The following is a 13194-nucleotide window of genomic DNA, read 5'->3' on the forward strand; positions in this document are numbered from 1 at the left end:
AACTGCCAAATGCCCGCGTTCCTGCGTCGTCCCGCCTTCTGGATCGTCATCGTGATCATCGCCGCCGTGGTCGGCGGCGTGTTCTTCATGAAGGGCCAGGCGGCAGAGAAGAAGAAGAAGCTCGAGATCGCCGCCGCCCAGGAGGAGCCCAGCCCCTACGGCGCCATCGCCAACGGCAAGGCTGACGTTGAGGGCGGAATCATCCAGGTGGCCGCGCGCCGCCAGGGCATCGTCCGAGAGGTGTACGTGCAGGAAGGCCAGGACGTGGTCGCCGGCCAGCCCTTGGCCAAGCAGGAAGACGACGACGCCCGCCTGGCCGCCGCCACCGCCGAGGCCGGCCTGGCCTCGGCCCGCGCCCAGATCGCCGTCTATCAGGTGCAGTTGCGCACCGGCCAGCGCGAATTCAAGCGCCTGCAGACCCTGTCGACGGCCAATTTCGTGGCCGGCCAGCGGCTCGACGCGGCCCAGGACCAGATCGCCGCGGCCAACGCCAACATCGCCGCCCAACAGGCCGCCATCCAGGTGACCTCCGCCCAGTTGGCCCAGGCCCGCTACAACCAGGAACTGACGGTGATCCGCGCCCCGGCGAACGGCCGCATCGCCCGCCGCTACGCCAATCCCGGGGCCGGCGTCTCGACCCTGAACGTCACTCCGATGTTCGACCTGGAACCGCAGACCGCCCGCATCGTCCGCGCCGAGATCGTCGAGGCAGACATCCCTAATGTCGCCGTCGGCCAGGAGATCGAGATCCAGCCCGAGGGCGACCCCACCAAAACCTATGTCGGCAAGGTGCTGCGACGAGCCGTCGTGTTCGGGGCGCGCAAGCTGTCCTCGGACGACCCCAGCCAGCGCAGCGACGAGCGCGTGGTCGAGGTGGTTGTCACCGCCGACGGCGCCCCGCTGTTGGTCGGCCAGCGCGTGCTGGTTAAGTTCATGAAGCCGGGCCAAAAGGCCGGCATCAAGCGCGACCAGCCTAAGCCGCCGGTGGCCGGGGGCGAAAAGCAGAAGGCGTAGCGCGCGGTGCGTCCTTCGAGGCTCGGCTTCGCTTCGCACCTCAGGATGAGGAATCCAGAGCAACAGCGCTCCCCATCCCGAGGCGCCCGCGCAGCGGTCCCTCGGAGGACACGCCTCTCTTGACGCTCTGTCTCTCGCGCCGCACAAACGCGCCAAACCAAACACGCGTTTGAGGGAGATACGAACATGGCGGACGACATCCGGTTCGACGGTCAGGTGGCGATCGTGACAGGGGCCGGCGGCGGCCTGGGCCGACAGCATGCGCTGGAGCTGGCGCGGCGCGGCGCCAAGGTCGTGATCAATGATCTAGGCGGCAGTGTCGATGGTTCGGGCGGCTCATCTGACGCGGCCTTGAACGTGGTCAAGGAAATCGAAGCCGCGGGCGGCGAGGCCATCGCCCATGGCGCTTCCGTTACCGACGACGCCGGCGTCGCTGATCTTGTGAAGACCACGATGGAAAAGTGGGGCCGGATCGACATCCTCGTCGCCAACGCCGGCATCCTTCGCGATCGAACCCTGACCAAGATGGAGCTGGCCGACTTCGAGGCCGTGATCCAGGTCCATGTGTTCGGCACCTTCAAGCCTATCAAGGCCGTGTGGGACATCATGAAGGCCCAGAACTACGGCCGCATCGTCGTCACCACCTCGTCCTCGGGCATGTATGGCAATTTCGGCCAGAGCAATTACGGCGCGGCCAAGATGGCGGTTCTGGGCCTGATGAACACGCTGAAGCTGGAAGGCGGCAAGAACAACATCAAGATCAACGCCATCAGCCCGGTCGCCGCCACCCGCATGACCGAAGGCTTGATGCCGCCCGAAGTGCTGGAGAAGCTGAAGCCGGAATATGTGACGCCGGGTGTCGTCTATCTGGTGTCGGAAGACGCCCCGACGGGCGCGATCCTGACCGCCGGCGCCGGCGCCTTCGCCCTGTCGCGGATCTACGAGACCGAAGGCGTCTATCTGGGTGAAGGCGGATTGTCGGCCGAAGAAGTGCGCGACTGCTGGGGCCAGATCGCCGCAGAGGATGGCCAGAAGGCCTATTTCAACGGCGGCGAACAGGGCCAGAAGTTCTTCCGCAAGATGGCTGGCGGGTAGGTTAGCTTGAGCTTAAGTTGAATAGGGCGCGATTGTGGCCAAGGAACAGCCCCCTACGGCTAGCCACATCGCGCCTTTTCCAGGCAACTATGGCACTTTCTGACATAACGACGAAATAAGTAACGGCTTTAAAGTCAGGCGTTCTTTGAACGCAGGGCACAAAATTCATTGTTACAGGAATAAATAGCAACGGTTTTTGACTAAATGCGTTAGAGCGACGCCAATCGGCGCCATCCAAGGACGCCGGCTCTTCCTCCCCAGAAGGTCGTCTCATGTCTCTCTCGCGTACTTGCCTCGCCGCCGGCGTGGCCCTTGCCGCCATGGTTGTCGCCTCCCAGGCCTCGGCTTCGGCATTCTATCTCCAGGAACAATCGGTGCGTGGCGCCGGTCGCGCCTATTCGGGCGAGGTCGCCGACCGCGGCGCCGCCAGCCTCTGGTGGAACCCCGCCGCCATCGCCGGTCTCGAACAGAGCGAGATCTATGGCGGTCTGCACCTGATCCAAGTCGATTCCGACGTCAATGACAGCGGCTCGACCCTGACCCGTCCCGTGATCCCCGGCGGCCTGACCACCCCGGTCGGCGGCGAGCCGCGTTCGCCTGGCCCGATCAACAACGGCGTCGTGCCCAACTTCGCCGCGGCCTTCCGCATCACCGACAAGCTGGCCGTCGGCCTGACCGCGGCCGCGCCCTACAACTTCACCACCGACTACAACACCCGCAGTTGGACCCGCTACGACGCCCTGAAGTCCAGCCTGACCACGATCGACGTCAATGGTGCGGTGGCTTATCGCCTCAATGACATGCTCGACCTCGGCATGGGTGTTTCGGCGCAATATACCGACGCCGAACTGACCTCGGCGCTGCCGAACCTGTCGCCCCTGCTGGCCGATGGCTCGTCATCGCTGAAGGGTGATGGCAATTGGGATTACGGCTGGAACGTCGGCGCCCAGTTCCACGCCTCGCCGGCCCTGACCTTCGGCGCGTCGTATCGCTCGAAGATCGATCACAAGCTGGATGGCCACGTCGTGGTCTCGGGCTTGGTGGGTCCGCTGGCCGGCGCCAATGTCAACACCGACGGTAAGGCCACGATCACCACGCCGTGGATGGCCAATGTCGGCGCCCGCTGGGCGGTAAACGACAAGACGACCCTGAACCTGTCGGTGTCGCGCATCGGCTGGAGCGAGTTCGACAAGATCGTCGTCAGCTATCCGGGCGGCGGCAATGTCAGCGCCCAGAACTACAAGGACACCACCACGGTGGCGGTCGGCGTCGACTACCAGGCTTCGCCGAAGCTGACCCTGCGGGCCGGCGTGCAGTACGACCCGACCCCGACCCCGGACCTGGGCCGCACCGCCCGCGTACCGGACGGCGACCGGATGGTCTATGCAACCGGCGCCACCTGGCAAGCGACCCCGTCCATCAAGTGGGATGCGGCCCTGTCGTACATCACCTTCGAAGACACCAAGATCAACCGCACCGAAACGATCTTCGCCGGCACTGCGGCGGCGACGACCTTGAACCTCAGGGGCGACGTCGGCGGTTCGGCGGCGGTCATCTCGACCGGTTTGCGCTACAGCTTCTAAGCTTGGCCTGATTGGCTAGAACGCGGCCGCCCGGAGCAACCCGGGCGGCCGTTTTTCTAAGTCCTCCCTCTCGGGGGGGGAGGTGTCGGCGAAGCCGACGGAGGGGGGAGCTATCGGCAGATAATGTGACGCCCCAACACTCCCCCCACCGGCCTTCGGCCGCCTCCACCATAGGGGGACGTGGAGATCAGCCCTGCCCGACAGTGGTCCACAATGCCCGCGCCGCCTCGGTGAACGCCCTGGCCGCCGCGCTGCCGGGCGCACGCAACACCACCGGCGTCCCGGCGTCGCCGGCCTCGCGGACGGCGATCTCGATCGGAATCTGAGCCAGCAACGCGACGTCCAGCGTCTTTGCCTCGGCCACGCCACCTCCCGTTCCGAAGATCGGGATCGGGGCGCCGGTCGTCGGATCGGCGAAGAAGGCCATGTTCTCGATCAAGCCCAGGATCGGGGTCGCCGTCTTGCCAAACATCACCGCCGCCCGGCGAACGTCGATCAGGGCGATCTCCTGCGGGGTCGTCACCAGCACCACACCGTCGATCCGCAGCTTCTGCACCAGGGTCAGCTGGATGTCGCCGGTGCCGGGCGGCAGGTCGACAACCAGCACGTCCAGCGGCGCGGCTTCGCTGCCCCAGGCCACGTCGTGAATCATCTGACGCACCGCCGACGAGGCCATCGGCCCGCGCCAGATCATCGCCTTGCCCTCATCGACCAGGAAGCCGATCGACATCAGCCTGATCCCATGGGCGACCAGAGGCTGCAGCTTGCCGTCCTCGAAGCTGGGCTCGCCGTCCACGCCCATCATTCGGGGGGCCGAGGGGCCATAGACGTCGGCGTCAAGCAGGCCGACCCTCAGGCCCTGGGCCGCGAAGGCGCAGGCCAGGTTGGTGGCGACAGTGGACTTGCCCACCCCGCCCTTGCCAGACGCCACGGCGATCACGTGCTTCACATGGACGGGCTTCTCGGCCTCCGGCGGCGGGACAAGACGCGCCTGCTTGTCCTCTCTGACCGAAGCGCCCTTGCGCACCCGGGTCGCGCCTTCGGCGGCCTGGGCCGTCAGAACCACTTGGGCCACCTCAACACCGGCCAGGGCCGCCAGGATCTTTTCTGCCGCCTCGCGCACTGGGCCATAGGTCGCTGCCTGCGAGGCCGGGACCTCCAGCATAAAACCCGCCCGGCCTGCGCGTAACACCAGTCCCTGCACCAGACCGGCGGCCACCAAGCCCTCGCCGGACACCGGATCGACGACCCGATCCAGCGCCGCGCGGGCGTCATCGAGGGTGGCGGGAAGCACTGCGGTCACGTGTTTGTCTTGCCTTGTGGTGCGAGGGCTCTCATATCCGCGTGCGGGGCTAGCTTTACAACCCCGCCCAAGTAGTGACGGGAAGTCGACGCCGCCCATGCCCTGGAACGACAATGCAGGCCCCGGTCCCTGGGGATCCCCGCCGCCTAACGACGGCAAGAAGGACGGCGACAAGCCCAAGATCGAAGGACCACGCCCCGGCGGCGGTCCCAAGGGCCCCGGCGGCCCACCCGCGCCTTTCGACGTCAACGCCATCGTCGATCGCGTCTCGGAGCGCCTGCGCCAGACCTTCAACGGCCCAGGCCGGTCGCGCGCCATCGTGGTCTCGGTCGCGGCCGTCGCCAGCCTCTGGGCGCTGTCAGGCTGCTATGTCGTGCAGCCCAAGGAGCAGGCGGTGATCACCACCTTCGGCGCCTATACCCGCACCGCCGGCCCCGGCCTGCGCTACCACCTGCCCTTCCCTTTCGAGCAAGCGGAACTGGTGCCGTTCACCACCACCCAGGCCCTCGACGTCGGCGGTACGGCTGCGGCGCCGGTGCCGGACGAGCGCCTGATGCTGACCGGTGACGAGAATATCGTCGATCTCAGCTTCACGGTGCAGTGGCGGGTCATGGACGCGGCGAGATACACCTTCAACGTCCGCGAGCCTGATGGCCTGATCAAGGACGTCGCCGAAAGCGCCATGCGCGAAGTGGTCGGCAAGACCGCCCTCACCCCGATCCTCACCACCGGTCGCGGCCGGGTGCAGGACGAGACCAAGCGGCTGATGCAGCAAATCCTGGACCGCTACGACATCGGCGTCTCGATCCAGAACGTCAACATCCAGACCGCCACGACGCCCGGCCCGGTGCTGGAAGCCTATCGCGACGTCCAGCGCGCCGCCCAGAACGCCCAGTCGGCCGCCAACAACGCTGGCGGTGAGGCGGCGCAGATTACCCAGGCGGCGCTCGGCTATCGCGAACAGGTGGTGCGCGAAGCCTCGGGCGACGCGGCGCGCTTCAACCAGGTGTACGAGCAGTACAAGCTGGCGCCGGCCGTGACCCGCGAACGACTCTATATCGAGACCATGCAGCGGGTGCTGGCCAACTCCAACAAGGTGATCATCGACAGCAAGGGCGCCAACGCCCCCGTGATCCTGCCGTCCGAGACCTTCCGCCCCCGGACGTCCGCGCCCAATGCCAACGCCGCCGAGGGAGCCGTCCGATGAACCGCCTCAACGGTACGACCATCTTCGCTGGCGTCGCCGCCTTATCCGCGCTGATCCTGGCCAATTTCGTCCTGTTCCAGGTCGATCAGCGGCAACAGGCCCTGGTGATCCGCTTCGGCGATCCCGTGCGCACGGTGCTGACGCCCGGCCTGCACATGAAGAGCCCCTTCGAGACGGTGCTGCGGTTCGACAAGCGCAATATCGACCTCAACGCCAACGAGGAAGAGGTCACAGCCGCCGACCAGGAGCGGCTGGTGGTCAACGCCTTCGTCCGCTACCGCATCACCGACCCGCGCCAGTTCTACCGCACCCTCGGCCAGGAAAGCGTCGCCACCGACCGCCTGGAGAGCATCATCAACGCCGCCCTGCGCGAGGAGGTCGGCCGCTCGAACTCGGAAGACGTCATCGCAGGCAAGCGGGCGCAGATCATGGCCGCCATCCGCGCCAAGGTCGCCCGCCAGGTCGCCGCCTCCGATCTCGGCGTGCAGATCATCGACGTGCGCATCAAGCGCGCCGACCTGCCGCCGGCCAACGAACAGGCGGTGTTCGAGCGCATGCAGACGGCCCGCAAGCAGGAGGCCGCCCAGTTGCGCGCCATCGGCGAGCAGCGCCGCCGCGAGATCGTCGCGACCGCCTATGAGGAGGCCGAAAAAATCCGTGGCGACGCCGACGCCCGGCGCGCCCAGATGTTCGCCGCCAGCTTCGGCCGCGACCCCGGCTTCGCCTCGTTCTACCGCTCTATGCAGGCCTATGAGGCGGCCCTGGGCAAGGGCGACACGACGCTGGTGCTGTCTCCCGACAGCGCGTTCTTCAAATATTTCGCGAAGGGCCCGGCTGGGTAGATCCTTCCTTCTCCCCTTGCGGGAGAAGGAAACTACCGCCGCTCGATCGCCTGCCGGCTCATCGGGGCCAGCTTGGCCAGGAGCTTGTTCTGGGCAGCGAAGGGCACGCGTTCCTTGTCCATCGCCCATTGCAGGTTCTCGACCAGGGCGTTGAAGTCGCGCGGCGTGATGCCCTGGTCCTTGTGCGAGGCGCTCATGTCCTTGCCGGTGTAGTCGCACCCTCCATCAAGGATGTAGCAGAACTGCTCGGCCAGGGTGCGCTTCAGGCGGACGATGTCGGCCGTGGCGAAGACGTCCTTGATGCGCGGATCGGCCAGGTTGCGATCAACTAGGTCGCTGGTGATCCGCACCAGTCCCTCCTTGCCGTGGAACGCCTTGAAGACGCTGGCGTCCTTCATCGGCGTCGCGCCGGCGTTGGCGTTGGACTGGATGTAAGGATCCACCGCTATCTCGCCGGGCGGGACGGTCTGGGCGAGCGCCGCGTTGGAGAGCGTGAGCGAAAAGGCCGTCGCGGCCAGGGCGATGAGACGCATGGTCATGTGATCCCTAAAAGCCGGCCTGCAGCGAGACATAGAGGCCACGCTGGTTCTTGAAGGTGGCAATCGAGCCGAGATCGGCATAGGCCGCCGTCAACGATAGGGTCTTGCTGAACGCATAGGCCACGAACACGTCGGCCCAGTCGTTTTCCTTGGCGAACCCGAGATTGTCGGGCTTGGTGCGATACTCGGCCCCGACCAGCAGGCGCTTGCTGACCAGATAGCCGGCCGAGCCCTCGAACTGAGTTTTGTAGCTGTCGTTCCTGTCGCCGCCGAAGCCCAGCAGGCCGGTCTGGTTGGCCTTGGTCAGCCGCGCCGTGCCGTTCAACACCAGGCTGTAATTCAGCAGCAGCTTGGTCGCCGCGACATAGTAGTCGACCCCGTCATCGTCCTTGCCGCCAATGGCGTGGATGATGGCGCCCTGATTGTTTTGCTTGGCCTGAACACCGACGGCGATCTGCGGCAGCCAGGTGTCCTGGTCATAGACCACGTCGCCAACCAGGCGGACCTTCACGCCGATGATGTCTTGCTTGAAGGTGAAGCCCTTGCCCAGGCCCAACCTGGCCCCGGTCTCGCCGGTGTCGAACTCCTGCCGGGCGATCGACAGCTCGATCCGATCGAACAGGCCGACGGCCCCGCCGACCGAGCGCAGCTCGTAGTCGGGCACGTTGACATAGGTGGCGTGCACACTACCGCCGACACCGCGCGAGGTCTCGTTGCCGCCGATCAGGGCCCAGGTCGATAACCCGCCGCCCGCGCCGCCTTCCAAGGCGCTGACGCCGCCGGTGAGCAGCAGCTTGCCGCCCGGCTCCATCTCCTCGGCGCCCGCCGCGCCGACGCCTAGGCCAAGCGCCACAACGGCGACAGCCAGTCCCAACAGTGTCGATCGCATGACGCCCCCTTTGGCCGTTAGCGTCACGTCGTTCGAACGACGTCGCCAAAATCCACGCGAGAGCATCCCTGACAAGACTTTACAGAACCTTGACCATGACAAGTTGTCGCATGTGCTTGCCGAGAGGGGGCCACCGGGTGTTAACAGGGATTTCACGGCGGCCGCGCTAAGCAGAGCCATGAAATTCGCACCCGTGCTCTTTTTGGTTGCAATGTTCGCGGGCTCCGCTCAAGCCGCCGACCTGACGGTTTCGGTGCGCGGGGCTGACGGCAAGCCCATTCCGGATGCCGTTGTCACTGTCTATCCGAACGGCCAGCCGACCAAGGGTCCGATCAAGTTCGACTGGCCCTACCGGGTCGCGCAGCAGAACATCCAGTTCAATCCGTTCGTGCTGATCGTGCCGGCGGGAGCCGAGGTGTCGTTCCCCAACTTCGACAAGGTGCGCCACCACGTCTATTCGTTCTCGGCCGGCAACAAGTTCGAGCTGAAGCTCTACGGCCGCGAAGAGAACCGCAACGTCAAGCTGCCCGCGGTCGGCGTGGCCGCTATCGGCTGCAACATCCACGACCAGATGGTCGGCTTTATCAAGGTGGTCGACACCGCCTACGCCGCCAAGAGCGACGCCAACGGCAATGCGGTGGTCCATGGGATCCCGGACGGGCCGGTCGTGGCCAAGGTCTGGCACCCCTATCTGCGCGCGCCGAAGAACGAGAAGACGCTGACCACAAGCGCCGTTCGCGGCGTGGCGCGCGAGACCGTCACCCTCGAACTGCGCGCAACGGGACACTGAGCCCAGGCATGTTCAACCGCCTCCAGACCAAGCTGACCGTGCTCTATGCGGGACTGTTCGCCCTGGCCCTGAGCCTTGTGGCGGTGAGCGTCTATCTGACCATCGCCGGCAACGCCCAGTCGCAGGTCCGCAAGGAGCTAGCCTCGACCGGTACGGTGTTCGACAGCGTCTGGGCCTTGCGGACCCAGCGCCTTCACGATGGCGCGGAATTGCTGTCGCGCGACTTCGGCTTCCGCGCCGCCGTAGCGACCCAGGACATGCCGACGGTGCAGTCGGCGGTGACCAACCTGCGCGCCCGCATGGGCCTGGACCTGGCCTTCATGGTCGGAGTCGATGGCGTCGTCGTCGGGACCGACCCGAGCACGGTCGATATCGAGAAACTGTGGAGCGCCCTGGACCATGAAGACGGCGCCCAAGGCGTGTTCGTGGTTGACGGCGCGCCCTACCAGCTGATCTCGGCCCCCGTCATGTCGCCCACCCTCACCGGGTGGATCGTGTTTGGCGCCCGCCTCGACGATCGCGAGATGACCGCCCTGGAACGACTGTCGGCGATCCGCTTGGAGGCTCAGGTGTTCGACCGCCGCGGCGAGACCTGGGTGACCACCGACAAGACCGCCGACAGCAACGCGATGAGCGCTTTCGTCGCCAGGGAAATGGGCCAGACCATCGCCTCGCCCCATCGCCTGCGCACCGCGACCGGCGACAACCTGGTGTTGATCAAGCGGCTGAAGACCCTGGATGGCCAGACCCCGGCCGCCTTGGTGCTGCGCTATCCCATGGCCCTGGCCATGGCGCCCTACCGCCCCTTGATGGCTGCGGTGATCATCGCCGGTCTGATCAGCGCGGCCCTGGTGGTCGCCGCCAGCTGGGCCCTGTCGCGCGACATCGCCAAGCCGCTAATCGCCCTGGACGACGCCGCCCGGCGTTTGCAACGGGGCGAGGACGTTCATGTGGACGTGCGCTCCAGCGACGAGATCGGCCGCCTGTCGGACAGCTTCAACCTGATGGCCGCCGAGATTCGCGAGCGCGAGCACCGGATCACCGAGCTAGCCCTGCACGACGCCGAGACCGGCCTGCCCAACCGCCTGGCGGCCGAACGCGAGATCGAGGCCCGCATGGCCCGCCTCAAACCCGGCCAGCAGGTGGTGGTCGGCGCCTTGGGCCTGGACCGCTTCACTCTATTGCGCGGAGCCATCGGCTACGCCTTGTTCACTCAACTGGTGACCGAAGTCGGGGCGCGCGTCCGCGCGCTGCATCCTGCCGTGATGGTGGCGCGCCTCACCACCTCGACCCTTTGCGTGATTTCCGACATTACCGACGTGCAGACCGCCCTTCCCATGGTCACGCGCGCGCTGGGCGATCTGTCGGCGCCCGTGCGCCTGGGCGGCGAGCTGGTCGATGTGCACATGAGCAACGGCTTGGCCGGCGCCCAAGCCGGCGAGATGGACGCCCTGTGCTTGATTGAGCACGCGATGATCGCCCTGGACCAGGCCCGGACCAGCGGCCGCAAGGTGGCGGTCTTCGACGCCGTGGCCTATGGCGACCCGGCCGGCAACCTCTCCCTGATGAGCGAAATGCTTCAGGGTGTGACGACCGGCGCGCTCTTCCTCAATCACCAGCCGAAACTCGACCTGCGCAGCGGCGCGATCACCGGCGTCGAGGCCCTGGTGCGCTGGAACCACCCGACGCGCGGCCTGCTGCGCCCCGACCTGTTCGTCGGCATGGCAGAGGAAACCGGCCATATCCGCGCCCTGACCGAATGCGTGCTCGACCAGGCCATCCTCGATCAAAAGGCCCTGCGCGAGGTCGGCCACGATGTTCTGATGTCGATCAACATCTCCGGTCGCCTGATCGACGATTCCGAATTCGCCAATCGCGCTATCGAGAAGGTCGCGGCCTCCGGCGCGCGGTTCTGCTTCGAGATCACCGAGACCGCCGTGATCGGCAATCCCGACGTGGCGCTGGGCGTGCTCGACAAGCTGAGCGCCGCCGGCATCGCCGTCTCGATAGATGACTACGGCTCGGGCCTGTCGTCCCTCGCTTATCTCAAGCAGATCAGCGCCGACGAACTGAAGATCGACAAGGCCTTCGTGCTGTCGCTGGAAAAGGACGGCAAGGACGCCCTGCTGGTGAAGTCCACCATCGACCTCGCCCACAGCCTGGGCCTGAAAGTCACCGCCGAGGGCGTCGAGAGCCGCGAAGCCTTGGCCATGCTACAGGTGATGGGCTGCGACCTGGCCCAGGGGTATCACATCGCCAAGCCGATGGGATTGGAGGCCCTGGTGGAATTCCTGGCGGATTGGAGTGGGGAAGTCGTGGCTGGCGACGAGGCGCTGAGGGCTTAGGCTGTCGCCTTCAACAGCTCCAGCACCACGTGCAGGCTCTCGGCCACGTGCACGCACTTGTCATGCATCTCGTCGTTCGGATCGAGGATGTCAGGCACCATGATCGTCATCATCCCCGCCGCGTGCGCCGCCCGCACGCCCGGGTGCGAGTCCTCGAGCGCCAGGCACAGGGTCGGGTCCACGCCCAATCGCCGCGCGGCCTCCAGGTAGGGATCCGGATGCGGCTTGTGGCGCTGGACGTCGGCGTTGGCGACCACCGCGTGGAAGCGCTTCACCAGGTCAAAGCGCCCCAGATAGCGCTCCACTGATTCGCGACTGTTGGAGGTGGCGATGGCGCGCGGCAGGCCCAAGGCGTCCAGATAGTCGAGGATCTCCATCACCCCGGTCTTCAACCGCACCTCGGCCTCGAGCAGGATCTCGACGTCGCCCCAGGTGCGCTTGAAATAGGCCTCGACCGGGAAGTCCGGGCCGTAAAGATTGCGGAGCATGCGCGCGCACTCCGGGTTGGTCTTGCCGACCATCGACTGATAGGTCGCCGCCGAGAAATCGATGCCGAACGCTTGGCCCGCCTCGATCATCGCGGCCTGGTAGACCGTCTCGGTGTCGAGCAACAGGCCGTCCATGTCGAAGACCACCGCCTGAACGCTACGCGGGAAGGTCAAGAAACGAACTCCGAGGCCCTATAGCCCTGGAAGTAGAGCAGCGCCGTCAGGTCGGCGTGGTCGATCTTTGCATGGGCCTGGGCGGCGACGATCGGCTTGGCGCGGTAGGCGACACCCAGACCGGCCGCCTCGATCATCGCCAGGTCGTTCGCCCCATCGCCCACGGCCAGGGCGTCGGCCGGAGTCAGGCCCAGGGCGGCGGTCTCTTCCCGCAAGGCCGCCAGCTTGGCTTCCTTGCCGAGGATCGGCTCACCGACCGCGCCCGTCAGCAGGCCGCCTGCTTGGATCAACGTGTTGGCGCGATTCAGGTGGAAGCCGGCCGCCTGCGCAACGCGGCTGGTGAAGAAGGTGAAACCGCCCGAGACCAGGGCGCAGCGTGCGCCGTTGGCGGCCATCGTGGCGACCAGGGTCCGCGCCCCTGCGTTGAGGCGCACACGGTCATCGTAGCAGGACTGCAGCGCGTCGACCGACAGGCCTTTGAGCATGCCGACCCGCTCGCGCAACGCGCCTTCGAACAACAGCTCGCCGCGCATGGCCCGCTCGGTGATCTCCGAGACCTGGGCTTTCAAGCCCGCAAAGTCGGCCAACTCGTCCAGGCATTCGCAGCCGATGATGGTCGAGTCCATGTCGGCGATCAGCAGGCGCTTGCGGCGGTTACCGGCAGGCGTGACCGCGACGTCCACGGGCAGGCCAAGGACCGCGTCGGCCGCCGCGCGGTGCAGGGCCGGCAGGTCGCCCTCAACGGCGATCTCGACGGCGCCGGGGCCGAGAACCTCTGGCGAGCCCCGACCAAAGGCGGCAACGGCGCGCGCCAGAGCGGCGGCGTCGGGGCTGACGAAGACGGCGATCTGGACCATGGCGCGGGGCGTAGACTGCTGCGGCGGCGAGATCAACCTTCACCGGCCAACGATTGGTGGTAAGCGAA

At 66.5% G+C, this 13194-nt stretch carries 12 protein-coding genes; 7 read left to right on the forward strand and 5 right to left on the reverse strand.

Annotated elements, in window-relative coordinates; all coding sequences use genetic code 11:
* Nucleotides 1–9 precede the first annotated feature (9 nt).
* The 3 genes from ACP696_RS16810 to ACP696_RS16820 all read left to right on the forward strand — a co-directional run bounded on the left by ACP696_RS16810 (nt 10) and on the right by ACP696_RS16820 (nt 3692).
* Entirely contained in the window at nt 10–1014 is a 1005-nt protein-coding gene (locus ACP696_RS16810) for an HlyD family secretion protein (protein WP_426013401.1), read from the forward strand.
* A 186-nt stretch (nt 1015–1200) separates the two neighbouring features.
* Nucleotides 1201–2109, forward strand: a complete 909-nt coding sequence (locus ACP696_RS16815; RefSeq protein ID WP_426013402.1) for an SDR family NAD(P)-dependent oxidoreductase — start codon at nt 1201–1203, stop codon at nt 2107–2109.
* A 272-nt stretch (nt 2110–2381) separates the two neighbouring features.
* Complete coding sequence (locus ACP696_RS16820; protein WP_426013403.1) at nt 2382–3692, forward strand: outer membrane protein transport protein; 1311 nt, start codon at nt 2382–2384, stop codon at nt 3690–3692.
* A 187-nt stretch (nt 3693–3879) separates the two neighbouring features.
* Here ACP696_RS16820 and ACP696_RS16825 read toward each other — a convergent pair whose 3' ends face one another.
* Nucleotides 3880–4986 carry an Mrp/NBP35 family ATP-binding protein gene (locus ACP696_RS16825; RefSeq protein WP_426013789.1) on the reverse strand — a complete coding sequence of 369 codons (1107 nt, stop codon included), beginning with the start codon at nt 4984–4986 and terminating at the stop codon, nt 3880–3882.
* Between the two features lie 106 nt (nt 4987–5092).
* On the opposite strand from ACP696_RS16825, the gene hflK reads away from it, so the two are divergent.
* Nucleotides 5093–6202, forward strand: coding sequence for an FtsH protease activity modulator HflK (hflK, locus tag ACP696_RS16830; protein ID WP_426013405.1), 1110 nt, complete (start codon nt 5093–5095; stop codon nt 6200–6202).
* Complete coding sequence (gene hflC / locus ACP696_RS16835) at nt 6199–7044, forward strand: protease modulator HflC (protein WP_426013407.1); 846 nt, start codon at nt 6199–6201, stop codon at nt 7042–7044. Before hflK ends, hflC begins: the two co-directional genes overlap by 4 nt.
* Before the next feature lie 32 nt (nt 7045–7076).
* Here hflC and ACP696_RS16840 read toward each other — a convergent pair whose 3' ends face one another.
* The gene (locus ACP696_RS16840; protein WP_426013408.1) at nt 7077–7583 is read right to left on the reverse strand and encodes a group I truncated hemoglobin; all 507 of its coding nucleotides are present in this window, start codon (nt 7581–7583) and stop codon (nt 7077–7079) included.
* A 7-nt stretch (nt 7584–7590) separates the two neighbouring features.
* Complete coding sequence (locus tag ACP696_RS16845; RefSeq protein WP_426044065.1) at nt 7591–8472, reverse strand: DUF3034 family protein; 882 nt, start codon at nt 8470–8472, stop codon at nt 7591–7593.
* A gap of 178 nt (nt 8473–8650) precedes the next feature.
* Here ACP696_RS16845 and ACP696_RS16850 point away from each other — a divergent pair, with 178 nt between their 5' ends.
* Both ACP696_RS16850 and ACP696_RS16855 read left to right on the forward strand, forming a co-directional pair.
* Entirely contained in the window at nt 8651–9262 is a 612-nt protein-coding gene (locus ACP696_RS16850; protein WP_426013412.1) for a methylamine utilization protein, read from the forward strand.
* 8 nt (nt 9263–9270) lie between these two features.
* The gene (locus ACP696_RS16855) at nt 9271–11607 is read left to right on the forward strand and encodes a putative bifunctional diguanylate cyclase/phosphodiesterase (protein ID WP_426044066.1); all 2337 of its coding nucleotides are present in this window, start codon (nt 9271–9273) and stop codon (nt 11605–11607) included.
* Here ACP696_RS16855 and ACP696_RS16860 read toward each other — a convergent pair.
* Entirely contained in the window at nt 11604–12269 is a 666-nt protein-coding gene (locus ACP696_RS16860) for an HAD family hydrolase (RefSeq protein WP_426044067.1), read from the reverse strand. The two genes, ACP696_RS16855 and ACP696_RS16860, sit on opposite strands and share 4 nt — an antisense overlap.
* Entirely contained in the window at nt 12266–13126 is an 861-nt protein-coding gene (serB, locus tag ACP696_RS16865; protein ID WP_426044068.1) for a phosphoserine phosphatase SerB, read from the reverse strand. Before serB ends, ACP696_RS16860 begins: the two co-directional genes overlap by 4 nt.
* Nucleotides 13127–13194: the final 68 nt, after the last annotated feature.

Source organism: Caulobacter sp. DWR3-1-2 (assembly GCF_049896225.1).
In the GTDB taxonomy this organism is placed as follows: Bacteria; Pseudomonadota; Alphaproteobacteria; order Caulobacterales; family Caulobacteraceae; genus Caulobacter.

Coding starts and splice junctions, on each gene's coding strand:
- ACP696_RS16810 (WP_426013401.1), top strand. CDS start 10: ATGCCCGCGTTCCTGCGTCGTCCCGCCTTCTGGATCGTCATCGTGATC.
- ACP696_RS16815 (WP_426013402.1), top strand. CDS start 1,201: ATGGCGGACGACATCCGGTTCGACGGTCAGGTGGCGATCGTGACAGGG.
- ACP696_RS16820 (WP_426013403.1), top strand. CDS start 2,382: ATGTCTCTCTCGCGTACTTGCCTCGCCGCCGGCGTGGCCCTTGCCGCC.
- hflK (WP_426013405.1), top strand. CDS start 5,093: ATGCCCTGGAACGACAATGCAGGCCCCGGTCCCTGGGGATCCCCGCCG.
- hflC (WP_426013407.1), top strand. CDS start 6,199: ATGAACCGCCTCAACGGTACGACCATCTTCGCTGGCGTCGCCGCCTTA.
- ACP696_RS16840 (WP_426013408.1), bottom strand. CDS start 7,583: ATGACCATGCGTCTCATCGCCCTGGCCGCGACGGCCTTTTCGCTCACG.
- ACP696_RS16845 (WP_426044065.1), bottom strand. CDS start 8,472: ATGCGATCGACACTGTTGGGACTGGCTGTCGCCGTTGTGGCGCTTGGC.
- ACP696_RS16850 (WP_426013412.1), top strand. CDS start 8,651: ATGAAATTCGCACCCGTGCTCTTTTTGGTTGCAATGTTCGCGGGCTCC.
- ACP696_RS16855 (WP_426044066.1), top strand. CDS start 9,271: ATGTTCAACCGCCTCCAGACCAAGCTGACCGTGCTCTATGCGGGACTG.
- serB (WP_426044068.1), bottom strand. CDS start 13,126: ATGGTCCAGATCGCCGTCTTCGTCAGCCCCGACGCCGCCGCTCTGGCG.